The following is a 23476-nucleotide window of genomic DNA, read 5'->3' as shown; positions in this document are numbered from 1 at the left end:
ACGTCGGTTATTCCAGGATGTATTCGATCTGGGAATTGTCCTTGCCCGCGAACCGGACCCGGATCAGTTCGTTGCGGTCGTTATACCAGACCTCCCGCGACAGGCCGCCTGTCAGGCGATAGTGTTCGGCGGTCTGCTCGCTACCGGCGGCATCGATTTGTTCCGGTCCAAGGTCTTCCACCGAAATCGGCATTTCGGTACCGTCCAAGGTGTTCAGTAGAATGGATTGCTGGACAAGTTTCGGATTCCACAGGCTGGCGGGAATGATGTCGCCGTTGCTGGCATGGGTGTCGACATCGCTTTCGACATGAAGATCGGCACCGTCCTGGCGGACCGTCAATTTGTGCTCGGTTCCGTCGTCGTTGGTTTCGCTGGCCAATTCGGACAATTTGCCGCCCTGCCAGACCTCGTCGCCGCGATGGGTAAAACGATAGACGGCGATGTTCACCAGCGGGATCTTCACGGCGATATCGGTTTCGATATGAACGGTCAGATCATCGCCCCGGTCGGCGAAGCGCAACACATGGGTGCCGATCTCACTGCCATCGCGCAGGACGGTGAAGGCGATTTCCTTGGAGGCTGGAACCCCGGCCACATCCGCTGCATCTGCGGTAAAGGCCGATACCGGGCCGCCAATCAGCAAGGCTGCCACTATCGGTAAAACCGACCGTGTCAGGTGCTTCGATGACCGGGGCGGAGCGAAAGTCGAAATTTTCATACGGGCGGTTCCTTGCCGTTGTGAACGTCGCAAGACCACCGCGGGGAGGGGCAGCGGTCATTTCATACCGCCATCCTCTAGGAAGAAACTTACGCCAACCTGACGCGCCGCATTTGCTGTTTGCTTTTTTGGAGTTATTCGGCTCGGCAGGAACCGCGCCACTCCTCTATAACGCCGGAAAAGGTGCGCATCGTGTCCGGCGTGTGGACTTGAAAGACCATCCGTTTGTTCAGGCTATTCCAATCCGCTTCCGATAACGGGAGTTCCGGGGAATCGAGTGTCGCGGGCGGGCCGTAGAGCGTGACAAGCATCGGGTCCTCATACGCGGTAATGCCGCCTAAATCGCCGTGAACGTGACCGGCATCAAAAGAGACATAGTCGGCGATTTCGGGTGTGCGGACCACGTGGACAACGGAAATTTTCCCGTCCACCGACGAACCGTCCTCGGCGGTAATCGCCATGGTTCCCTCGGACAGGTGGGACAGGGTCTTGTTTTCCGACCAAACGCTTTCCGCACTGCGAAAATCGATCGCACCGCGCAGCATGCTGCCTGTGGCGACGGTCCCATGGTCGTGGTTTGCCCGGATGTCGAATGTCGCGGTGCAATGGGTCGCCGCTGATGCAGGCGTAACAGCGCCGGTCGTTGCGGGTATCGTGACAGCAAGGGCAAGTAACAGGGCGAGGCGCATCGAAAGGCTCCTTTGTTCAATCGGCATTTTGCAGCAGGAATGTAAAATTGGCGGATTGACCGGCGGCGGTCGCGGCCCCCGCGTGACAGCCGAGGCAGGATCCGGTCTTGTCGTATTGCAGATAGGTTTCGAGCGTCGTGTTGCTGACATAGCGGGGAACCTCGCCATGTTCGAACATCGCGCTGGCATTCGCGCCACGCCATTGGGTGGAAACAAGCTGGTAATTGGTCAGAACCGACCCGGCGAGCGCGGCGTGCCACTGCGCATTGATTTCGTCGGTACGGGGGAAGATGTCCCAACACCGTACGATCTGACTGGCGCGATCCGGTGGGCTGCCGTTAAGGCGTGCAAAGGGCGCGGTGTCGGCCCAGCTCCAGCGTTTCGTGCTGGCCGCGTTCGTGGCGCAGGTCGGGCAATCAGGATCGAAAAATGCGTAACCTTCCGGCGACGCGGTTTCCGTCTGGGCCTCTTTGGGCGCTTTGCAGCCGCCGGGGAACAGGTCGCGGGCATAGATGCTGTTGATGTTCCGTGCATTCTCGGCGATCGGGACATTGTCGCGGTGTTCGAAAGTCGACCAGATCCACTCGTCCCCGTTACCGCTCTTCACCCGGCTGACGATATGCATGCCGACGAGCCCGAGCCGCACGGTGAGGCAAAGAGGCTCACCCGATTCCGATGCTTCGGTTGGGACGGAAACGATGCCGTCGGCTTGCAGGTATCGGCTGTCGGACGGCTTGCCGGTCAGTATGCGCCAGGCGGTTTTCATCAGAACGCTGGGCATGCGCCCATCGCCGCCCAGGGGGAAGGAAACCGCCTTTGGGGCGAATTTCTCCTGACCGGCAAGGGTGTTTAACGCGTTGGATCGGATATAGTCCGCGGCGACGTCGTTCATCCTGGTTTCGTAGACGGCGAAATTGCCGTCGATGTCGATGAGGACATTTCCGTCCGCCTGTGCGAGGTCCCAGGTATAGACCCCGCGCCCGTCGGAACGGTCACGGCAGTCCGTTGCGGGTCGGGCCGCTGATATGACGTCGTCTCTGCGCGCATAGTAAGTCCATGCGTATCGGCCCGTGTCCGATAGGGACGGAGCGGGGCGGTCGGGGGCCGCATACGGCCAATTTAGGGCAACGAAAGCCTGCCACGAGAAAAAGTCGAACGGCTCCTGCGCCTTGGCTTCGACAATCATGTATTCGAAGAATTCGCTGAAATCCGTTTGGTCGATTGGGAAGACGGCGCAGGGCCGGTCATAAGGTTCCGCGAAACAAAACCGTTCCTTAAATGCCGGGAGTTCCGCGCGACTTTCTTGAGGCAGGGCCGTCTGGACCAGGAAAAGAAATGCGATAACCGCGCCCATCCAGCGCAGGCCATTTGTCAAAGCGTGATAAATTGTATCCATAAATATTATTTTGGATACAAAATAGAGTTTCTGTCAACATGGGCCTTCGGTTAAATTAGGGTTATGACCATGCCTGTGAGACCGCTTGCCGATCATCAGCCGATCGACCATCCGAGCCCGCAAGTCGCGGAGATCGTCTCGCGACTTCGGGAGGAGATCATTTCCGGCGATCTTGCGCCGGGGGAAGCTCTCGGTCAGGAACACTTGGCCAGTCGCTTCGGGGTCAGCCGTATGCCGGTACGGGAGGCGATCCGTCACCTCGAAAGTCTCGGTTTCGTAACGGTCGAATCAAACAAACGGGCGCGCGTCGCCGCTGTTAGCGCCGACGATTTTCTGGATATCTTCGATATGCGGGTGGCGGCGGAAACCCTGGCGATCCGGCGTGCTATTCCCGAACTGACCAACGCGCGCATCGACGCGGCGGAAGCAATTCAAAAGCAGATAGAAAGCGCCCCTTTAGGCGGTTTCGGCGATTTGAACATGCGCTTGCACATGACGTTGTATGAGGCATGCGGTCGCCCGCGCTTGCTGGCCCATATTCTCATGCTCGGCAACGCCGCCGACCGTTACCTGTGCATGGTGAAGGCCGGTCCGACCTACCGCGAGAAATCGGACCGGGAGCATTATGAATTGCTGTCGGCCTGCCGCGCCCGCGACGCCGATGCCGCGGCGGATGTCACCGCCCGCCACATCGGTGAGGCCCGCGACGCGCTGGTCGACTATCTGCGGGAAATTCCGGGTTCCGAAAGCTGACACGGTTCTGCAGCGAGAACCGCCGCTTCAGAAGAAATCAGACGGGCGTGACGGGGCGGAATTGTTGCGGATCGACGTCGTCGATCTGCTGCGGCTGCATGTATTTTTTCGCGTAGTCCAGGTAGATGCCGGATGTCAGGAAAATGTCGAACAGGTCGGCGTCGACATGCTGATCCTTGACCATGAAGGTCATGATCTTCAGCGCCTCGGACAGTGTTTTGCCCTTCTTGTATGGGCGGTCCACGGCGGTCAGGGCCTCGAAAATATCGGCGATCGCCATCATCCGGGCGACAGGGGACATGTCCTGTTTCGCAAGGCGCTTGGGATAGCCTGTACCGTCCATTTTCTCATGATGACCGCCCGCCAGCTCCGGCACGTTGCGCAGATGTTTGGGGAAGGGCAGCTTGTCCAGCATCTTGATCGTCTGGACGATATGTTCGTTGATCTTGTATCGGTCTTCATCGGTCAACGTCCCGCGCCGGACGGTCAGATTGTGGATTTCGCCGCGATCGTACAGCAGGTCGGGGACCTCCATCCTGAAGCCCCAGATATTGTCGTCGTCGATGCGTTCCGATTCCGGGCGGTCGAATTTGTGTTCGTCCCGGTCGGCTAGGAGTGGTTCCTGAACCGGCAAGATGGAGGCTGGGGTCCGGTCCTTCCGTTCGCGTTCCTCATGCGAAATGCCGATACGGTCGTCCAGTGTGCGCGTCCAGGTTTTCCGTGCCAGTTCCTCGATGCGAGCGAGATGCTCATCGCTCATGAACTCGCCCCCGACATTGGTTTCCGCAAGAAAGGCGAAGTCCGCATCCATTGTTGCCAGTTCCTGGGCCAAGGCCGCCTCATCGATGGCTACGCCCGCTATGGCCAGCGCATTCCTCAATCTGCGGATTTCCGCTTCGCGCTTCATGACTTCGACACGCATGCGGATTTCGTGAATACGATCATAGATCGTTTCCAGCTTCGTCGCCTTGTCGACCACGAATTCCGGTGTCGTGACCTTGCCGCAATCATGCAGCCAGGACGCGACGTGGATCGCCTCCCAATCGTCGCGCGTCAGGTGGAAATCCCTCATCGGACCATCGGTCGCTTTTTCCGCCGCCTGGGCCAGCATCTTCGTCAGTTCGGGGACACGCGCGCAGTGACCGCCGGTATAGGGGCTTTTCGCGTCGATGGCGCCTGCGATCAACTGAATGAAGCTTTCGAACAATTCCTTTTGCGCCGCGATCAGGCGGCGTGCCTCAACCGTGACGGCGGCAGACCCCGACAGGGCCTCCGTGAATTTGATCAGCGCCGGATCCACGGTTTCCGATTCCATCAGCAGAATAACGCCGACAAGTTCCTTCGCACGGTTGAACAGTGGGGCCGCAAGCAGGTTATGTGGCGTTTCCTGCATGGTTTCCTGAATACCGGCAAGCCCCATTCGTTCCAATTCGAGATCATTGGCCGGGGCGCCTTCCGCATGCTCGTCATGGGCGGATCGGACAAGAAGGCAGTTCTTTTCGGTAAGCGGTACAGACGGAATCTTATAGTCGATATTCCGCCCCGTGCTCAGCCGCGACGCATAGGGGCGCAACGCATCCTCCCGATCTGAGACAAGGTACAGGATGCCCGCCTCTGTCTTGGTGGTAGCGATGATTTCGTCCAGAAGCTTGACCAATAGCGTGTCGAAATCTTCTTCCGCCGCGATGGCGCGATTGATGTCCAGAAACCGGCGGATCGTGACGCGCAGGCTGTCCACGGTTCCGGCAAGCTCTACGGCTTCCTTGATCCGTGTCTTGACGAAGACCGGATTGCCGAATTCGAAGGAAGCCAGTTCTTTCACGTCCTCGGACAGTTGGCTTAACGGACGGGCGATCTGACGGATGATGTAGAGGCCGACCGGCAGGAAGATCAGCAGGACGATCACGATGATACCGACCTGACTTCGGATGATTGAGCGCGTTGCCGCAAACAACTCGTCGGTCGGCACGGCGAAAACGATGCGAACAGTTTCCGACGCATCGACATCAAGGGTTCGGATCGCAAAGATCCAGTCTTCCCCGTCGCTGTTCATCACTTCGCTGGATACTTCGGTCTCCAGACCGTGTTCGGTTTCAATGTCCCTTAAGATCGGCACATTGATCGATGACAGGTTATTGCGGCGAATCCGCCCGTCCGCGGTGTAACCGAGTGTTTTATCGAAATCGGAATAGGCGATCAGGGTGCCGTTCTGCTGGACGACGGCGACTTTTGTGTTGTCGGTGATCCGCATATCCCCGATTTCTTTGGCTAGCGACGCGACCGTCGCATCCAGGCCCAGAATCGCGCCCGCATTGGCGGCACGCTGGGAAATCGTGATACCGACATCGCCGGTGGTGAAGAAAGCATAGGGTTCGCTGGTCACCGGTCGGGTGGTTTTACTGCTGGCCGCATACCATGTCCGTGTTCTCGGATCGAAGTGGTAGTCGGGGGCAAGGCGAGAATCCAAAAGCGTCAGATCGAAGTCGTAATACCGGAATGCGCCGATGAAATCCCCGTCGACATTGAGCGTCAGGGATTGCACCAGGAAGGATGTTCCGTTCGGCGCGCGAAACCGTTCCCTCAGCGCGTCCTGGTCGATTTTGCGAACCAGCATGAACTCGCCGTTGGGATAACCGATATAGACGGATCGGATCGTCGTGTTGTCGCGCAGAACGGCGTGCAGGATCGGCAATCTGGACAGGCGCGTAATGATGTCGCGCGCTTCGGTCAGCGGATCGTAAATCAGGATTCCCAATTGCGACTGCACCGGGTCGATCAGGCGTCGCGCCTTTTCCTGCATCATCAGACCAAGGGTTGCGAATTGTTCTTCGGATGCCGCGCGAAGGGCATCGTTTACGCCCCGTGCGCCGATTGTGGCGGCCAAACCGCCAATGACGAGCAATACGCCAAGGCTGGCGGAAACCAGGAGAAAATGGACAGAAACAAGAAGGCGGCGTTTTTTCGACGGCATGACATCATTCGATTATGAAACAATTAGGAACCCCCACCCCAATTCTCGCTATAATAGCACCGAACTTCCCGGGACAGGAAGTAGAGATGGATTCTTAGTTGGCATGACTGTACGCAACCGGAAGGCTCTGTTTTCCAGATGAACCCGGGATCGGCCCTTTCATTGATGAGGATTGCCCTTACGATTCTGGCGGCCGCTTCGCGATCGTATCGACAGGTCCGTCCTCTGCGTCGGACTTATACGGTTGCGAATCCTGACCGCTCCGTGTCGGCATTATGGATGCGGGATTATGTATCACGACGGCCAAGGGGCGGATGTCGACGTTTTCGGCTGGTTCGCTGCCGAAACGGGCAGTGTTTTCGAGTTGATTCCGGTTTCCCTCTCGAACGTGTTCAACATGGTGCTATGCGGGAAGATCGATGTCGTTCCGGGAACCGGCCGCCATGGCGCTGGTACGCCTTATCAGCGAAACGGCGAATAGACATAGAGAAGGCCCGACACGTGGGACGTGCCGGACCTTACTTGAACGCGTAGCGTCGGTGTTACCAGGACCCTGTATTTTCCATCGATGCCCAGGGTTCCGCCGGCTCCAGCGGGTCGCCGCCTTGAAGGAGCTCGATTGAAATATTGTCCGGGGACCGGATGAAGGCCATGTAGCCGTCGCGCGGCGGGCGGTTGATGGTCACCCCCGCATCCATCAGCTTCTGACAGGTCTCATAGATATTATCGACGCGATAGGCCAGATGGCCGAAGTTCCGGCCGCCGGTATACTCCTCCGGGTCCCAGTTATAGGTCAGTTCGACCACCGGCGCCTTGTCGGCCTCTGCCCGCTCCTTGTCCGCGGGGGCCGCCAGGAAGACCAGGGTGAAGCGGCCTTTCTCACTGTCGTAGCGGCGGACCTCTTCCAGGCCCAGCTTGTTACAGTAGAAATCCAGGCTGGCATCCAGATCGGCCACGCGGACCATGGTGTGAAGATACTGCATTGCCATTGTCCGGCGTCTCCTTTTCCATTTCGGTTGCGGGAAATGCACCCGGCGTCAGAGTTAGGCCCAGGGTCCGGCGCTGGCAAGAGCGATATATGGGGGCGATTTATCGGAACTGGTCGAGCAACCGGTCGATATAGTCCAGTTCTTCGCTCGGGCGGTCCCGATCGCCGGCGCGGCGACGCAGTTCGTCGCGGATTTCGCGGGCGCGCTCCAGCCCGCCCTTGTCCGGGACGGTGACGTCGCCCTGGATCGGGCCCTGCCGGTTCTCGCTGGCCTGCCGCCCAAACGGGTCGACGCTGCGCTGGTCGCTTTGTCCTGGCGTCGTCTGGCCCAGGCCAAGTTGGTTTTCGAACCGTTCCATGAAGGCTTGCTGGGCGGCTTGTGCAGCATCCTGCAATGCATCCATGGCTTTACCCTGTGCGTCGAGTGCGTGGCCCGGATCGCCGCCTTTCAAGCGCTCGCCGGATTCCGCCATACCCTCGTCGGCCCGTCCGAAGGGTTCCGGGATATCGCCCATCATCTCGCCGTAACGGCGCATGATTTCGCCCAACTGCCGCCGTAGCGCGTTTTGCAGCACGGAATCGGCGTCGCTTTCGCCATTACCCGCCTTACCGTTCTGGCCCTGCTGCATCTGGCCCTGCTGGCCTTTGTCGCCGGGTTGACCGTCGCCGTTCCGGTTCGGGTCTCCCTGACCGTCGCGCCCGGCCTGGGACCGCTTATGGGTGCGGTCCATCAGTTCCCGCTGGCCTTCCATGATATCGCGCATGCGGTCCATCATATCGCGGGCTTCCTTGCCCTGCGGCGACATCTGGCGCTGGACGCCCGCCTGCATGTTTTCCATCATCCGGCGCAACTGCTCCAGCATCTGGGCCGCGCTTTCGGTCATGCCGTTGCGCATCATCTCCCGCAGTTGCTCCATCATGTCGTTCAGGTCCTGGCCGGTCATGATATTGGCGTCGGGATTCAGTTCGGGAATTTGCTCGCCGTCGGCCATACGGTCCTGCAACTGGTCCGTCATGGCGTCGATATAGTCCTGCATGGCGGTCTGAAGCTCGTCCATCAGGCGCTCCAGTTCTTCCATCTCCGCGCCGCGCGCCATGGCTTCCATCAGGGCCTGTTCCGCGGCGCGCAGTCGGGCGAGCGCCAGGGAAACGCCGCCGTCTTCCAGATGCAGCGCCGTCTTCCACAACAGGTCCACCACCGTATCGACGGTCTCGCGCGTCGGCGGCGCGAATTCCCGGCCGCGATGGCGTTTCGGGATCAGGCGGTTGACCGCCTCCCGCAGCGCCAGGAACACGGTGACATCGTTGTCGTAATCCGCGTGATGCCAGGCGATCTCTTCCAGGATTTCGGCAACGGACACGAAATTCCGGGCCGGATCCCAGGCCAGTTCGCGGCGTTGGTCGATGATCGCCTGGGCGACCGGATGGGCGAAGAACCGTCCCGGCAGGGTGATGACCACAGGTTCGGATCGACCTTCCTGCCCAAGAGCATCTTTGGCCACCAGGGTTAGACGCACCTCGCCCCCCGCCCATGGATGGGCCGTATAGTCGCGATAGACGCGCCGAACCTTGCCGTATTTGGATGGGTCCGGAACCGGCAGCGGCGTCGATAGAACCGCGTCGTCTTGATCGTAAGGGGAAGCCTTGGCGCTGCCGGCCGGACGATCGGCGCGTTCGATTTTCAGTGACAGAGAGGCGATGCCGTAATCGTCCGATACCGTATGGATCACGGTCAACGCGCGTTGCAGGCTGGGCACGGGCGGTTCGGGCAAGCTGACTTCCGGCGGATTGTCCGGCGTGACCAGGATCGACCAGGACGCCAGGGTTTCGCCATCCGCCTGGATCGAAACAGGCCCGCTGGTATCCAGGGCATGGTCGATGGCGACCGCGTCATTGGCGAAGGGCGCCAGCATGAACCGGCCCGACGGTGTGACCAGATCGACCACGGCGTCGCCGATGCCGGACACTTGCGCGACCAGCCGCGATCCGGTCGGCGTGGCATAATCCTGCGGCCCGATCGGCGCGGCATCCGTTGTATCTGCTGACATTGTTTCCGTCGTCGTGGTGTCCTCGGATGCTTCGCTACGGGCGATGAATTGCGGGGGCAGGCCGGTATAGTCCGGCGGGGCCAGCCACGCATCGACCGATGCGGCCATCGCGGTCTGGGCGGTGCCGAATTGCGGCGTCAGCGCTTCCACCAATCGCGGACCGGTATTGTTTCCGGCGGCCGCCAGGGCAATCACGGCCAGAAACCCTGCGGCCATGCGCAGGGCGAAAGGATCGCGCCGGGCAAGCTGCGGCGCGGGTGTTCCGATATCCAGGGCGGCCAGCCGTGCGGCCAGACGGCGGCGATGTTCCCGCCACAACGCGACTTGAATCGGGTCGCCGGAACTGGGGTTGTCCGACAAGGTTTCCAGTGGACGGTGTTCCAGGCCGTTGACCCGTTCAAGGCGGCGTCTGGCCTGGGCCGCTGTCGGCGGTGTGAAGTGTCGGAAACCCCGGAAGACCAAACCCGAAAAGGCAATCCCCGCGATCAATAGAATGCCGGTGTGAATCCACGGATTCAGATCCGGCAGGAACCCTGTGGCGGCGATGGCGATGCAGAAAAGTGCGAAGGCGAGGACGGGCCAGAAGCGTCGTTCCGCTTCCTCCCAATACAAAATGGCAAGCGACAGACCGATGGATCGAGGCAGTCCCGCCGCAGGGGCCGCGCGCTGGACGCGCCGCCCTGCGTTGATTGTCTGGGGTGCCGGTCTGTCTTTCCCCGTTTCCGGGGGCCGTTCCGTCATCCGGTCGCCTCAATCCTTTCCGCGTCGGTTCCGTGCTCGGTGCCGATCCAGGACGGTATGCTATCCAATCCCAGCATCTCTTCATAGGTCTGACGCGCCCGAATCACGGCGTAGTGATCCCCGTCGACCAGAACTTCCGGCACCAGCAATCTGGAATTATAGGTCGATGCCATGACCGCGCCATAGGCGCCGGCGCTGGAAAACGCGACAAGGTCGCCTTCCTCGATCGGCGGCAGGCTGCGATCCTTGGCGAAGGTATCGCCGGATTCGCAGATCGGCCCGACCACATCGACCGGCGCATAAGGCGCGTCGGCGGCGGGCTCCACGACCGGGCGCAGCCCATGGTGGCCGTTATACAGTGCCGGGCGGATCAGGTCGTTCATGGCCGAATCCAGGATCAGGAACCGCTTCGCATCGCCTTGTTTCACGACCAGTGCACGGGACAGCAGAATCCCGGCATTGCCGACGATCATTCGGCCCGGTTCGAGCATGACTTCGCAATTCAGATGCTTCACTTCCTCAACCGCCATCTGCGCATAGGCATCGGGTAGCGGGGGCGTTTCGGCATCGTAGGGGATGCCCAAACCGCCGCCCAGATCGACGCGACGGATCGGATGTCCGTTCGCCCGCAGACGTTCCACCAAATCGGCCATCCGGCGGAAGGCGAGGCGGTAGGGCTCCAAATCGGTCAACTGGCTACCGATATGCAGGGCGACGGAAACCGGCGTGATGCGCGGCAGGGATGCGGCCAGAGCGTAAATGTCCTCGGCCTTGTCGATATCGATGCCGAACTTGTTTTCCTTGCGGCCCGTCGAGATTTTCTCATGCGTCTTCGCATCGACATCCGGGTTCACGCGAATGGCGATTTCGGCATCGCGGCCCAATTCATCGGCAACCTTCGACAGAAGGCGGATTTCGCTTTCCGACTCCACGTTGATTTCGTGGATGCCGGTTTCCAGGGCGAAGCGAAGTTCGCCCTCTGTCTTGCCGACACCGGAAAAAACGATGCGTTCCGGCGGAATGCCGGCGGCGAGGGCGCGGCGCAACTCGCCTTCGGACACCACATCCGCACCTGCGCCCAGGGACCCGAGCAAGGCGATCACGGCGAGATTGCTGTTCGCCTTGACCGCGAAGCAGACGTTCGGTTCGACCCCGGCCTTGCGGAAGGCATCGACGAATACTGTATAGTGCCGACGCAGGGTGGCGGCGGAATAGACATAGACAGGGGTTCCGACCTCGTCCGCGATGCGCGGCAGGGGGACGGATTCGGCGTGCAGGACGCCGTCGATATAGTCGAAGTGATTCATGGCCTTATGCCTTGTTTAGGACGGTGCTGGATAGGTGCCGGGATACGGGGCTTCATCGCCTGACGGCGGTTTCGGCGGGGATTTCTTCCCGCAGCCGGACAGCGGCGCGGCGACCGCAAGGGTCAACATCAATCCCATCAAAACCTGCCGAAACGTCATACCGGTATCCTCACTCTATCAGACCGCTTAAAGGTAATCCTTGCGGGCCGCGGCCACGGCTTCCCGCACGCGGGCCGGGGCGGTGCCGCCGAAGCTCATCCGACTCGCGACCGACGCGGCGGGCGTCAGTACGGAGTATATATCGTCGGTGATGCGCTTTTCCACAGCCTGCATTTCCCCAATCGACAGATCGGCCAAGTCGACGCCTTTGGATTCCGCCTTGGCGACCAGCGCACCGGTGACGTGATGCGCATCGCGGAAGGGCAGACCCAGAACGCGGACCAGCCAGTCTGCCAGATCGGTCGCGGTCGGGAAGCCTTGCTTCAAACCGTCCATCATGCGGTCCGGCCGCGCCGTCATGTCGTCAACCATCCCCGCCGTTGCGGCGACGGCAAGGGTCAGGGATTCCACCGCGTCGAACAGCGGCTCCTTGTCTTCCTGCATGTCCTTGCAGAAGGTCATGGGCAGACCCTTCATCATCGTCGACACGCTGATGAACGCGCCCAGCAGGCGACCCGGCTTGGCACGGACCAGTTCCGCCGCATCCGGGTTTTTCTTCTGCGGCATGATCGATGAGCCGGTCGTGAAGGCGTCGCTGAGCGTCACGAAGCCGAAGCGGTCGGACATCCACATGACGATTTCTTCGGCAAGGCGGCTCAGATGCACCGCATGGATCGATCCGGCGGCCAGGAATTCCAGGATGAAATCGCGGCTGCCGACGCTGTCCATGGAATTGCGCGTCGGACCGTCGAAGCCCAGGGATTTCGCGGTCATGTGACGGTCGATGGGGAAGGATGTTCCGGCCAGGGCCGCCGCGCCCAACGGGCATTCGTTCAACCGCTTTCGGCAATCGGCAAGGCGTCCGCGGTCGCGGGCCACCATTTCGACATAGGCCATCAGGTGATGGCCGAAGGTCACGGGCTGGGCGCTTTGCAGATGGGTATAGCCGGGCATCAGCGTGTCGGCATATTGCTCCGCCTTGTCCAGCAGGGCGCGTTGCAGGTCCCGCATCAGGTCGTCGATACCGTCCAGCGCGTCGCGCAGCCACAGGCGCACATCGGTGATGACCTGATCGTTCCGGCTGCGGCCGGTATGCAGGCGGGCGCCCGGATCGCCGATCTTTTCGCGCAGGCGCGCCTCGACATTCATGTGAATGTCTTCCAGTTCGGTCTTGAAATCGAACTTGCCCGCTTCGATCTCTTCCTGGATTTCCTTCAGACCGCGATGGATCGCATCGCGGTCTTCCGCGGCGATTACCCCCTGGGCGGCCAGCATGTCCGAATGGGCGAGAGAGCCCTGGATATCCTGTTTATAAAGGGCCTTGTCGAAACCGATGGATGCGTTGATTTTCTCCATGATTTCCGCCGGTCCGCCTGTGAACCGGCCGCCCCACATGTCGTTCTTGGACATTACCTCTCGCCCTGACTAAATTGACATTACACCACCGTTCCGGAGGCCCATGACCATGCCACGCCCCAAAACGACCTTCCCGACCCGCCGTGCCGTTGCATTGGGCGTCGGCGGTGCGGCCTTGGCCGCCGCGACGGGCGCGATGCTGTGGCCCAAGGGTCAGGCGGCGGACTATCCGCCGACAACCGGGGAGATGCAAGGCTTCGTTCTGCTGAAAAAGCCAGCGCCCGTGCCGTCCGAAGGCTTTTTCGACGGGGACGGACAGCGCCATCAATTCGCCGATTTCATGGGCGACGTTCTGTTGGTCAATTTCTGGGCGACATGGTGCGCGCCCTGCATAAAGGAAATGCCCAGTCTCTCCCGGCTTGCGGCATCACTGCGCGGCGAACGATTCCGCCTTCTGGCGATCAGCCAGGACCGCGAGGGCAAGGAAAAGGCGGAACCCTTCCTGCGCGACCGGTTGGGGGTGTCGAATATCGAACTCTTCTACGATCCGAAACTGACGCTGGGGCGGGAATTTGGTTTGAAAGGCCTGCCGACGACCTATCTGATCGATGCGAAGGGCGGGTTGATCGGCGGCATGGAAGGCGGTGCGGAATGGGACGGCCCAGACGCCGAAGCGCTGATCCGGCATATCCTGCCGACATCTACCGAAACCGAAGCGTAACTCAGTAATTCCCGACAAGGAACATGGCCGTGGCCAATAGACTAAGCCTGAAATGGAAGCTTATTCTCGGCACCGCAGCCGTTTTCCTCGTTGCCATCGGGGCATTGGTTGTCACGGTTCGCGTGAATGATACCGCCAACCTGATCTACAAACGCTACAAGACTTTCGATCGCTATGTCTTCGAAGAGGTCCGACCGGAACTCGCTGCCCAAGATGCCCGGTCGTTCATTTCCGTATCGTCACCAGCGGACGTGAAAGCGCTGCGTCGCGAGGTTTCCGCCGTCATTTACGAAAACGACGGGGACAGAACCGCTCAGCACGCCTTTTACGCCTACGGGAACAGTAAGACGTTGGAGACGGCTCGCAATTTCAACTTCGTGAAAGAAGCTCGCCAATACTATGTCGCGCAACGGCCCGGCGTTCTTTCGTTTCTTTATATCCTGGAACCTGAAACACCGAATCCGGATCACGCCGTGATCTTTCATGACGGCTTCGCGGGAAGCTTTGTGGATATGCGGCCGATGATCGAAGCGATGGTTAAAGCCGGATATCTGGTCGTCGCGATGGATCAATTCGGATATGGCGAGAACAGCCGCGAGGCCCCTTGCGAAATTCCGGAATACGATCTGACATGCGAGGCCAACCTTCAGTATGGCATGGCAAAACTGCATTCGCCCCTGTCCTTGCATGTCGAACCTGTCCGGGCCGCCGTGGATTTTCTGGAATCCAAGGGGGTTTCGACAATCGATGCCGTCGGCTTCTCCGCCGGGTCCGGTACCGTCGTTCTCGCGGCATCCGTCGAACCGCGCATCCGGCGGTCGGTCGCCGTCGCGGGGACCCTTCCCTATTACCTGCGCGAAGGGCAGGACGCGCCCATCGGTGTCGCCGACTATGCCCCGCTGAAAGACAGGGCGAGCCTTCTCGACCTCTATATTCTGGGGGCGAGCGGCGAGGGGCGCGCGCAGATGCATCTATTCAACCGCTTCGACCGCTGCTGCTTTCGCAATTTGAAGGGGCGGCAGTATGAAGGCGCCGTTCAGGACGCGGTCCAAAGCCTCGGCATCGGTGGTGGTTTCGGTGTCTCCATTGACGAGACCCATGCGCGCCACACCATTTCCGATTGGGGTGTCGCGCGGGTTATGGATTTTCTAAACGGCGGCGCACCGACCGGATCGTCCGTCAGCGACGCTATCGAAAAGGAACAGCAGTGATGTATGCGGGCACGTCGAAGGTTGGATTGGGTCATAATGCGGAAACCACGATCGATCTGCGCAGCGACACGGTAACACGGCCGTCACCGGGCATGCTGGCCGCCATGGCGGCGGCGGAAGTCGGGGACGACGTTTTCGGTGATGACCCGACCGTCATTGCATTGGAAGAGAAGGTCGCGGATTTGTTCGGCAAGGCGAAGGGCCTGTTCCTGCCGACGGGCACGCAAAGCAACCTGTGCGCCCTTCTGGCCCATTGCGGGCGGGGGGAGGAGGTTCTCGTCGGCCGGTCCTATCACGTCTTTTCCGCCGAGGCGCATGGTGCCTCCGTCCTGGGGGGCATCGCCCTGGACCCGTTGGATGTCGGTGCGGATAACGGTGTCGAGCCGGAGGATATCCGGGCGGCGGTGAAGCCGGACGACCCCCACTATCCGATCACCCGGATGCTGTCGCTGGAAAACACGGTGACGGGCAAGGCCGTGCCCCTTGCACGCCAGGAAGCAGCCGCCGCTGCTGGGCGAGACATGGGACTGATTGTACATCTGGACGCCGCGCGTGGATTCAATGCCGCCGCCGCGTTAGGCATCGATGTGAAGACCCTGGCGCGGTCGGTGGACAGCGTGTCCGCCTGTCTGTCGAAAGGGCTGGGCACCCCGGCGGGGACGGTTCTGGTCGGGGCGGAGGATTTCATCGCCAAGGCGCGGCGATACCGCAAAATGCTCGGCGGCGGCATGCGACAGGTCGGTATCCTGGCGGCGGCGGGGCTTTACGCATTGGAACATCATGTTCCGCGCATCCCGGACGACCATTTCCGGGCGGCCCGTCTGCGCACCGAACTGGCGGAGTTGGACGGGCTGTCCGTCGATCAGGCCCCGAACCAAACGAATATGGCGCTGGTGACGATCACGGCCCCAGACCCGGCGGCGATCCTGACCCGATTGCGCGACAAGGGAATCCTCACCGGCCTGGACGGAAACTTCATGCGCCTTGTCGTGCACCGCGATATCGACGATGCCGGGATTGACCGCGTGATCGACGGATTTAAAGCCGCGCTTTAGGCCTTACCGGCCCTTACGCCTTGCTGTCCACGATTAGGTCGACGAAGCGCTTGAACAGATAGTGGCTGTCCTGCGGGCCGGGCGACGCTTCCGGGTGATACTGCACCGAAAAGACCGGTTTGCCCGTCAGGCGGATCCCGGCCAGCGTTCCGTCGAACAGCGAGAAATGGGTCGCTTCCACGCCGCCGGGCAGGCTGTCCTTGTCGACCACGAAGCCATGGTTCTGGCTGGTGATTTCCACCTTGCCGGTCGTCAGGTCCTTGATCGGGTGGTTCGCGCCGCGATGGCCCAGATGCATTTTCTTTGTTTTCGCGCCGACGGCCAGGGCCAGCATTTGGTGACCCAGGCAGATGCCGAAGGTCGGGATGCCGCTTTCCAGAACGCCCTGGATCATCGGTACGGCGTATTCTCCCGTTGCCGCCGGGTCGCCCGGGCCGTTGGACAGGAAAACCCCGTCCGGCTTGTGCGACAGAACCTCTTCCGCTGTTGCCGTCGCGGGCAGAACGGTGACCTTGCAGCCCAGCGTGGCGAGGCAGCGCAGGATGTTGCGTTTGATCCCGAAATCGACGGCGACGACGTGGAACTTCGCATCGGTCAGATGGCCGTAGCCGCCGGCCAGCGTCCAGGCCGTTTCGTCCCAATCGTAAGCCTGCGTGCAGGAGACCTGCTTCGCCAAGTCCATGCCTTCCAGACCGGGCCAGTCGCGGGCCTGCTGCCAAAGGGAGGGCAGGTCGAACGTGCCGGACGCATTGTGGCTCAAAACCGCATTCGGCGCGCCCAGGTCGCGGATGCGCCGGGTCAGCTTACGGGTGTCGACGCCGGTCAAGGCGGGCAGGTCATGCGCCTTGAGCCAGCCGTCCAGATGGCTGACCGCGCGGAAGTTCGACGGTTCGGTGATGTCCGCGCGCAGGATCGCGCCGCAGGCCGCCGGGTTGGTCGTTTCGATGTCTTCCAGGTTGGCGCCGACATTGCCGATATGCGGGAAGGTGAAGGCGATCATCTGTCCGGCATAGGACGGGTCGGTCAGGATTTCCTGATATCCGGTGATGGAGGTGTTGAAGCAGACCTCGCCCACGCGCGTGATTTCCGCCCCGGCGCCGCGGCCCCAGATCACCGTGCCGTCGGCCAGCACCAGCGCGGCGGTCGCGCCTTCCGGCTGAACGGGGAATTCGGGGAGGGTGTCTTTGAGGGCGGCCCCGTTTTGGGTCTGTGCTGTCGGCATGGCTCGGCTTCCTGTCAGTCAGTGGGAACCGGCTGTGAGCGTAATTCAGGGGTACGTCGTGCCGGTCGGGCCTCTCGTCCGCGATAATCGCAGGAACCCGCCGGAGACCCGGGGATGGATACGCGAAGCCTTCGAAAAGGTCAACCCATCCGAAAATTTTAAAATCGTTTGTTTTCAATAAGTTAGTAAAGTTTGACAGAGTTGCCGCCCGCGAAACTATCGGTTAATGTCTCGCCTTCCCGCAAATGAGGGGCGGGGAATGCGAGATTTTGACGAAATTCCGATGGGAGAATTCCGATGCGCGACGACTTGAACCGGGCGCTCAAGGAAGCCATGCGTGCGAAGGACGAGCGCGGGGTGTCGACCCTGCGGCTGATCCTGGCGGCGCTGAAGGACCGCGATATTGCGGCGCGGGCCAAGGGCAATAATGACGGCATTACCGACGACGAAATCCTGCAGATGCTGCAAAGCATGGTGAAGCAGCGCAAGGATTCTATTTCGATGTACGAAAAGGGCGGTCGTCTGGAACTAGCCGAAGGCGAGCAACAGGAAATCGATATCATCCAACGCTTCCTGCCCAAGCAGATGAGCGACGACGAAATCAAGGCGGCGGTCGAGGCGGTGATTGCCGAACTCGGCGCCTCCGGTCTCAAGGATATGGGCGGCGTGATGGGCGAATTGCGGACGCGCCATGCGGGCTGCATGGATTTCGGCAAGGCCTCGCCCATCGTCAAGGCGTCGCTTTCCTAAGCCTTTCTTGACCTGAAACCCATAGTTCTGTAAGAGCGGCGCGCGCGTAAAGCGGATGCCGGGGGCGGGACTCTTATCCCGCTGGGGCGGCCCGACAGGGCAATAAGACCTCGAACCGCCCGGCACGAAAAGGAGCGTATCGCTATGTCCGAGGGGACCTTCTCTCTCGGCCGGTTGGTGCCGGCCGCGTTTGCCATGGGTATCGTTATCCTGGCGTCCAACATCCTAGTCGAATATCCGGTTCAGGCCATGATCGGGTCGTTCAACGTCGCCGATTGGGTGACCTATGGCGCCCTGTCCTATCCCGTTGCCTTCCTGGTGACCGACACGACGAACCGCGTTTTCGGCGCGGCCGCGGCTCGCAAGGTCGTCATTTTCGGGTTCGTCCTGGGGGTTATCCTGTCGCTGATCCTGGCGGATATGCGCATTGCCGCCGCGTCGGGCACGGCCTTCCTGGTCGCCCAACTGCTGGACGTCTTCGTCTTCGACAAACTTCGCCGTCAGACATGGTGGAAGGCGCCCTTCCTGTCGTCGCTGGCCGGGTCCGCGCTGGACACCGTGCTGTTCTTTTCCATCGCCTTCGCCGGAACCGGCCTGCCGTGGCAGAGCTGGGCCTTCGGCGATTTCGTCATCAAGCTGATCCTGGCGGGCCTGTTGCTGCCGGTCTTCCGGGCGCTGATGGCGTTGATTCCCAGCACTCCGCAGAATGGGGCGGCTGCGGCCTGAATCCGGTTCACGATGCGCGTCGATCTGTTCGATTTCGATCTGCCGGACACGGCGATCGCCCAGGCCCCGGCGGATCCGAAGGATTCCGCCCGGTTGCTGCGGGTGCCCGCATCCGGCGATTTCGAAGACCGGCGCGTGTCGGACCTGCCGGATATTCTGGACGATCGGGATATTCTGGTCGTCAACGATACGAAAGTCCTGCCGACCCGCCTCTACGGGATGCGCGGGGAAGCGGGCATCGAAACGACGCTGATCAAGCAGACGGCGGCGGACGGCTGGGATGCCTTCGCACGGCCCGGCAAGAAGCTGAAGGTCGGCGACCGCATCGCCTTTGACGGCGGTCTGGAAGCGCTGGTTCTGGAAAAACGCCCGGACGGTCAGGTCGCCCTGTGGTTCAACACGGCAGGTCCGGCCCTTCGGGAAGCCCTGTGGCGGGTCGGCACGATGCCGCTGCCGCCCTATATCAAGCGATCCCGCGTGCCGGATCGCGATCAGGACGCGGCCGACCGCGATTCCTATCAGACCGTCTTCGCGGATAAGGAAGGCGCCGTCGCTGCGCCGACCGCCAGCCTGCATTTCACGGACGGTCTGACGCAGACGCTGATGGACCGGGGTATCCGCTTCGAACGACTGACCCTGCATGTCGGGGCCGGAACCTTCCTGCCGGTGAAGGCGGAGGATACCGACGATCACGTGATGCACAGTGAATGGGCGCATCTGGACGCGGAAACGGCACGGCGGCTGAATGCCCATCGCGCGTCCGGCGGGCGGGTCGTCGCCGTCGGCACGACCGCGATGCGGACGCTGGAAAGCGCGGCAGCCCAGACCGGCAGCCTGCAAGGGTTCGAGGGAGAGACGGATATCTTCATCACCCCCGGCTATCGCTTCAACGCCGTCGATCGCCTGATGACCAATTTCCATTTGCCGAAGTCGACCCTGTTCATGCTGGTCAGCGCCTTTGCCGGGCTGCACCGGATGAAGGCGGCCTATTCCCATGCCATCGATACCGGCTATCGCTTCTATTCCTATGGCGACAGCAGTCTGCTGGACCGCGCGGAGAGTTCGGAATGACACCCCCTGATATTCAACGTGCCGTGTTTTCGGATTTTGAGCCGAGCGGCGCGGATTTTTCCTTCAAACTGATAGCCAACGACCGGCAGGCCCGTCGGGGCCGCGTGACGACGGCACATGGCACGGTGGAAACCCCGGCCTTCATGCCCGTCGGGACGGCAGGTACGGTGAAGGCGATGCTGCCCGGATCGGTCGCGCAGACCGGGGCGGAAATCGTCCTTGGCAATACCTATCACCTGATGCTGCGCCCCGGCGCGGAACGGGTCGCGGAACTGGGCGGCTTGCATCGGTTCATGAACTGGCCGGGGCCGATCCTGACCGATTCCGGCGGGTATCAGGTCATGTCCCTGGCGGCCTTGCGCAAGATCACGGAAGACGGTGTGCGTTTCCGCAGCCATGTCGACGGCAGCTATCACACGCTGACGCCGGAAAGTTCGATGGATATCCAGCGCATGCTGGATTCCGATATCACCATGGCCTTCGATGAATGCACGCCCTTCCCGGCGGACCATCCGACGGCGGAAAAGTCGATGGAAATGTCCATGCGCTGGGCGGCGCGGTCGCGCGACGCTTTCACGAACCGCAAGGGCTACGGCCTGTTCGGCATCGTGCAAGGCAGCGTCTATGAGGACTTGCGGCATCGGTCTATCCAGGCACTGACCGATATCGGGTTCGAAGGCTATGCGGTCGGCGGCCTGGCGGTTGGCGAGGGGCAGGAACTGATGTTCTCCACCCTGGATTTCACCACCCCGGCCATGCCGAAGGAAAAGCCGCGCTATCTGATGGGCGTCGGTAAGCCGGACGATATCGTCGGCGCGGTGAAACGCGGGATCGACATGTTCGATTGTGTGCTGCCGACGCGGTCGGGCCGGAATGCCCAGGCCTTCACACGGCGGGGTACGGTGAATCTGAAGAATGCCCGCCACGCCGCCGACTCAAGACCGCTGGACGAGGAATGCCCATGCCCGGCCTGCCGCGATTACAGCCGCGCCTATCTGCATCACCTGTTCAAGGCGCAGGAAATGCTGGGGCCGATGCTGCTGTCCTGGCACAATGTCGCCTATTACCAGCAATTGATGGCGGGGATTCGCGACGCGATCGAGGACGGTCGTTTCGACGATTTTGAAGCCGCCTTTCACGAAGAACGGGCGGGCGGGGATATTCCCGCGCTATAGTCCGGGCATGAGCGACGCCATCAAAGCCGAAATCCGCGAAAAGGCCCTGTCGGAAGGGTTCTCCACCGTGGGATTCGCCCCCGTTACGATGGGGCAGCGCGAGCAGGCTCGGTTGGAGGCCTTCGTCGCCAATGGCGAATACGGCGAAATGGCCTGGATGGCGGAACGGATGCATCACCGCCGCGAGCCGCAAGGGCTGTGGCCGGAGGTGAAGACCGTCCTCGTCCTCGGTCTGGACTATACGCCCGACGAAAACCCGCTTTGGCTTCTGGAGCGGACGTCGGAGGCCAATATTTCCTGTTATGCCCGGAACCGGGATTACCACGATCTGATCAAGAAGCGGTTGAAACGAATCGCGCGCTGGATGGTCGACCGCTTCGGCGGCGATGTGAAGGTCTTCGTCGATACCGCCCCGGTGCTGGAAAAGCCGCTGGGCGCGCTGTCCGGGATCGGCTGGCAGGGCAAGCACAGCGTCCTGGTATCCCGGCATTTCGGGTCGTGGCTATTCCTGGGCGAAATATACATGACCCTGGAAATGGCGCCGGATACGCCGGAAAAGGATCATTGCGGGCGGTGCCGCCGGTGTCTGGACGTGTGCCCGACCGATGCCTTCCCCGAACCCTATACCCTGGATGCTCGGCGCTGCATCAGCTACCTGACGATCGAACATAAAGGCCCGATCCCGTTGGAGTTTCGCGAGGCGATCGGCAACCGGGTCTATGGTTGCGACGACTGTTTGGCGATCTGTCCCTGGAACAAATTCGCGCCGCCGACGGATGAAGCCTGGTTCCTGCCGCGGGCAGCGGTGCAGGGGGCGAAACTGGCGGACTACCTGCATTTGGATGACGCGGCATTCCGCACGATGTTCTCGGGGTCCCCGGTTAAACGGATCGGTCGGGACCGATTTCTGCGCAATGTGTTGATCGCCTGTGGCAACAGCGGCGACATCAGTCTGATCCCGCCGGTCGAAGCCTTGATCGACGATGACGCCGCCGTGGTGCGTGGCGCTGCCGTCTGGGCATTGCGGAAATTGTCGCCGTCCCGATTCGAAGCGTTGCGCGAAAAGGCGGCGCGCGAAGAGGATCAGGATGTGCGTGCGGAATGGGCTTAAAGAAAGTCTGCCGTAACGAAAAAGGCCCGCCTCAATAAGGCGGGCCTTTCGATTTGTCCGGAAACCGGCGAATTAAGAAGCGGCGATCGCGGCCTGACGCTTCAGGATGCGGCGCTTCAGCTGCTTGGCTTCGTCCGGCAGCTTGCGGTCCGGCGTGTTCAGCAGGAAGTCGTCAATTCCGCCTTTCTTGTCGACCGTGCGCATGGCGCGGGTCGACAGGCGCATTTTGACGCGTTCGCCCAGAATATCGCTCTGCAGGCGGACGGTATGCAGGTTCGGCAGGAACCGGCGACGGCTGTGGTTCATGGCGTGGGAAACGTTGTTTCCGGTCATCACGCCCTTGCCGGAGATTTCGCACCGACGAGACATGGCATTATCCTTTCAGTCCATTCGGAAGTTCCGCCCGCTTCTTTTCGTCCAAATAATTGGAACGTCGGGCCTTCTTCCGCCTTGTTGCTTGGTTATGGTATTCCCTTCCAGGGACGGAACCCCGGAAAGCGGCGGTATTTAGGGGATACGCCCCCCATCCGTCAAGCCCCGAAGCCGGACGCGGTAAAAGTGTTGCGCGTCGGCCACAGGCCGGGAAGGCGCGGTGACGAGATATGTGATTTTTTTGGTGAAGTTTCAGCACCTTTGGGGCATCGTCGACGCGATAAAACAAGCTTGTCTCCGCGCAGCAAAGAAATGTCGGTGCGGAGTGTCGGTTGAGGGATACTCGTATCATGCGGTTTTTGAAGCGCGGCTTCGCCTTGATTTCGTTTTTGGCAATGGCCTCCGGCCCCGCCCTGGCGGAAGAAGCCGGTAGCGATCCGGCCTTTCTCCGGATCGGTGGCGGCTATTACGACACCAATGACGATATGGGCGCCGGCGAATTCCATATGGAATATATTTCCGGGTCCAAATGGTGGGTCTTCAACCCCTTTGTCGGATTGATGACAACGACGGATAGCGCGCTCTACGCCTATGCCGGGATTCGGTTGGACTTGTTCATCGGCAATCGTTTGGTGATTACGCCGTCCTTCGCGCCCGGCCTCTATCATGACGGCGACGGCAAGGATCTGGGGTATCCGGTCGAATTCCGCTCCGCGATCGAATTCGCCTATCGCTTTGACGATCGCTCCCGCCTCGGCGTCAGCTATTATCACCTGTCGAATGCCAGCTTGGATGAAAACAACCCGGGCACGGAAGTCGCGATCCTGCACTATTCCTATCCGTTCAAACGTCTGTTCGGCGATTGACCTGCCGACCGGTAGGAACATGACAAGGGCCGCCTCGATAGGCGGCCCTTTTTGTATTCGGGGTATGTCG

The 23476-nt window shown here is 61.0% G+C and carries 22 protein-coding genes; 11 read left to right on the top strand and 11 right to left on the bottom strand.

All coding sequences use genetic code 11. From position 1 onward, the window contains the following. Nucleotides 1-7: 7 nt before the first annotated feature. The 3 genes from HH303_RS03760 to HH303_RS03750 form a co-directional block, all read right to left on the bottom strand. A complete protein-coding gene (locus HH303_RS03760) occupies nt 8-652 on the bottom strand; it encodes a DUF6134 family protein (protein ID WP_169623847.1) in 645 nt (214 codons plus the stop codon). Nucleotides 653-852: 200 nt separating this feature from the next. Beyond that, entirely contained in the window at nt 853-1407 is a 555-nt protein-coding gene (locus HH303_RS03755; protein WP_169623846.1) for a hypothetical protein, read from the bottom strand. A gap of 16 nt (nt 1408-1423) precedes the next feature. Next, a complete protein-coding gene (locus HH303_RS03750; protein ID WP_169623845.1) occupies nt 1424-2782 on the bottom strand; it encodes a hypothetical protein in 1359 nt (452 codons plus the stop codon). 90 nt (nt 2783-2872) lie between these two features. Between HH303_RS03750 and HH303_RS03745 the strand changes: the two genes are divergently transcribed. Further along, nucleotides 2873-3556: a GntR family transcriptional regulator gene (locus HH303_RS03745; RefSeq protein WP_169623844.1), complete on the top strand. Its 684-nt coding sequence runs from the start codon at nt 2873-2875 to the stop codon at nt 3554-3556. Between the two features lie 37 nt (nt 3557-3593). Here the strand turns inward: HH303_RS03745 and HH303_RS03740 are convergent, their stop codons facing one another. Next, nucleotides 3594-6527 (bottom strand): HD domain-containing phosphohydrolase, encoded by a 2934-nt coding sequence (locus HH303_RS03740; protein ID WP_169623843.1) that lies wholly within the window; start codon nt 6525-6527, stop codon nt 3594-3596. A gap of 289 nt (nt 6528-6816) precedes the next feature. On the opposite strand from HH303_RS03740, the gene HH303_RS03735 reads away from it, so the two are divergent. Beyond that, entirely contained in the window at nt 6817-7008 is a 192-nt protein-coding gene (locus HH303_RS03735) for a hypothetical protein (protein WP_169623842.1), read from the top strand. 61 nt (nt 7009-7069) lie between these two features. On the opposite strand, the gene HH303_RS03730 is transcribed toward HH303_RS03735, so the two are convergent. From HH303_RS03730 to argH, 5 genes are all read right to left on the bottom strand, one after another. After that, on the bottom strand, nt 7070-7510 hold the full coding sequence (locus tag HH303_RS03730; protein WP_169624167.1) for a VOC family protein: 441 nt from the start codon (nt 7508-7510) through the stop codon (nt 7070-7072). 106 nt (nt 7511-7616) lie between these two features. After that, nucleotides 7617-10304, bottom strand: a complete 2688-nt coding sequence (locus HH303_RS03725) for a TIGR02302 family protein (RefSeq protein WP_169623841.1) — start codon at nt 10302-10304, stop codon at nt 7617-7619. Next, entirely contained in the window at nt 10301-11611 is a 1311-nt protein-coding gene (gene lysA / locus HH303_RS03720) for a diaminopimelate decarboxylase (protein WP_169623840.1), read from the bottom strand. The genes HH303_RS03725 and lysA overlap by 4 nt, the downstream gene beginning before the upstream one ends. A 15-nt stretch (nt 11612-11626) precedes the next feature. After that, nucleotides 11627-11770: a hypothetical protein gene (locus HH303_RS03715; RefSeq protein WP_169623839.1), complete on the bottom strand. Its 144-nt coding sequence runs from the start codon at nt 11768-11770 to the stop codon at nt 11627-11629. Between the two features lie 27 nt (nt 11771-11797). Continuing rightward, nucleotides 11798-13180 (bottom strand): argininosuccinate lyase, encoded by a 1383-nt coding sequence (gene argH / locus HH303_RS03710; RefSeq protein WP_227421496.1) that lies wholly within the window; start codon nt 13178-13180, stop codon nt 11798-11800. Between the two features lie 55 nt (nt 13181-13235). On the opposite strand from argH, the gene HH303_RS03705 reads away from it, so the two are divergent. Genes HH303_RS03705 through ltaE form a run of 3 tightly spaced genes read left to right on the top strand, consistent with a single transcriptional unit; the run spans nt 13236 to nt 16113 of the window. After that, nucleotides 13236-13847 carry a TlpA disulfide reductase family protein gene (locus HH303_RS03705; RefSeq protein WP_169623838.1) on the top strand — a complete coding sequence of 204 codons (612 nt, stop codon included), beginning with the start codon at nt 13236-13238 and terminating at the stop codon, nt 13845-13847. Nucleotides 13848-13876: 29 nt separating this feature from the next. Continuing rightward, entirely contained in the window at nt 13877-15058 is a 1182-nt protein-coding gene (locus HH303_RS03700; RefSeq protein WP_169623837.1) for an alpha/beta fold hydrolase, read from the top strand. After that, nucleotides 15058-16113, top strand: coding sequence for a low-specificity L-threonine aldolase (gene ltaE / locus HH303_RS03695; protein ID WP_169623836.1), 1056 nt, complete (start codon nt 15058-15060; stop codon nt 16111-16113). The genes HH303_RS03700 and ltaE overlap by 1 nt, the downstream gene beginning before the upstream one ends. Before the next feature lie 13 nt (nt 16114-16126). On the opposite strand, the gene carA is transcribed toward ltaE, so the two are convergent. Then, entirely contained in the window at nt 16127-17335 is a 1209-nt protein-coding gene (gene carA, locus HH303_RS03690) for a glutamine-hydrolyzing carbamoyl-phosphate synthase small subunit (protein WP_169623835.1), read from the bottom strand. A gap of 297 nt (nt 17336-17632) precedes the next feature. Here carA and HH303_RS03685 point away from each other — a divergent pair, with 297 nt between their 5' ends. From HH303_RS03685 to queG, 5 genes are all read left to right on the top strand, one after another. Beyond that, on the top strand, nt 17633-18085 hold the full coding sequence (locus tag HH303_RS03685) for a GatB/YqeY domain-containing protein (RefSeq protein WP_169623834.1): 453 nt from the start codon (nt 17633-17635) through the stop codon (nt 18083-18085). A 144-nt stretch (nt 18086-18229) separates the two neighbouring features. Then, the gene (locus HH303_RS03680) at nt 18230-18811 is read left to right on the top strand and encodes a queuosine precursor transporter (protein WP_169623833.1); all 582 of its coding nucleotides are present in this window, start codon (nt 18230-18232) and stop codon (nt 18809-18811) included. A 12-nt stretch (nt 18812-18823) separates the two neighbouring features. Then, complete coding sequence (gene queA, locus HH303_RS19980) at nt 18824-19882, top strand: tRNA preQ1(34) S-adenosylmethionine ribosyltransferase-isomerase QueA (protein WP_227421494.1); 1059 nt, start codon at nt 18824-18826, stop codon at nt 19880-19882. Then, a complete protein-coding gene (gene tgt, locus HH303_RS03675; RefSeq protein WP_227421493.1) occupies nt 19879-21057 on the top strand; it encodes a tRNA guanosine(34) transglycosylase Tgt in 1179 nt (392 codons plus the stop codon). Before queA ends, tgt begins: the two co-directional genes overlap by 4 nt. Nucleotides 21058-21064: 7 nt before the next feature. Then, nucleotides 21065-22168 (top strand): tRNA epoxyqueuosine(34) reductase QueG, encoded by a 1104-nt coding sequence (gene queG / locus HH303_RS03670; protein WP_169623831.1) that lies wholly within the window; start codon nt 21065-21067, stop codon nt 22166-22168. Between the two features lie 72 nt (nt 22169-22240). On the opposite strand, the gene rpmB is transcribed toward queG, so the two are convergent. After that, nucleotides 22241-22537: a 50S ribosomal protein L28 gene (gene rpmB / locus HH303_RS03665; protein ID WP_169623830.1), complete on the bottom strand. Its 297-nt coding sequence runs from the start codon at nt 22535-22537 to the stop codon at nt 22241-22243. Between the two features lie 353 nt (nt 22538-22890). Between rpmB and HH303_RS03660 the strand changes: the two genes are divergently transcribed. After that, on the top strand, nt 22891-23406 hold the full coding sequence (locus HH303_RS03660; RefSeq protein WP_169623829.1) for an acyloxyacyl hydrolase: 516 nt from the start codon (nt 22891-22893) through the stop codon (nt 23404-23406). Nucleotides 23407-23476 lie beyond the last annotated feature (70 nt).

Source organism: Pacificispira spongiicola, assembly GCF_012926505.1.
Classification (GTDB): Bacteria; Pseudomonadota; Alphaproteobacteria; order UBA8366; family Aestuariispiraceae; genus Pacificispira; species Pacificispira spongiicola.
The sequence above is the reverse complement of the archived record's forward strand: the minus strand, read 5'-3'. Positions and strand labels throughout refer to the sequence as shown.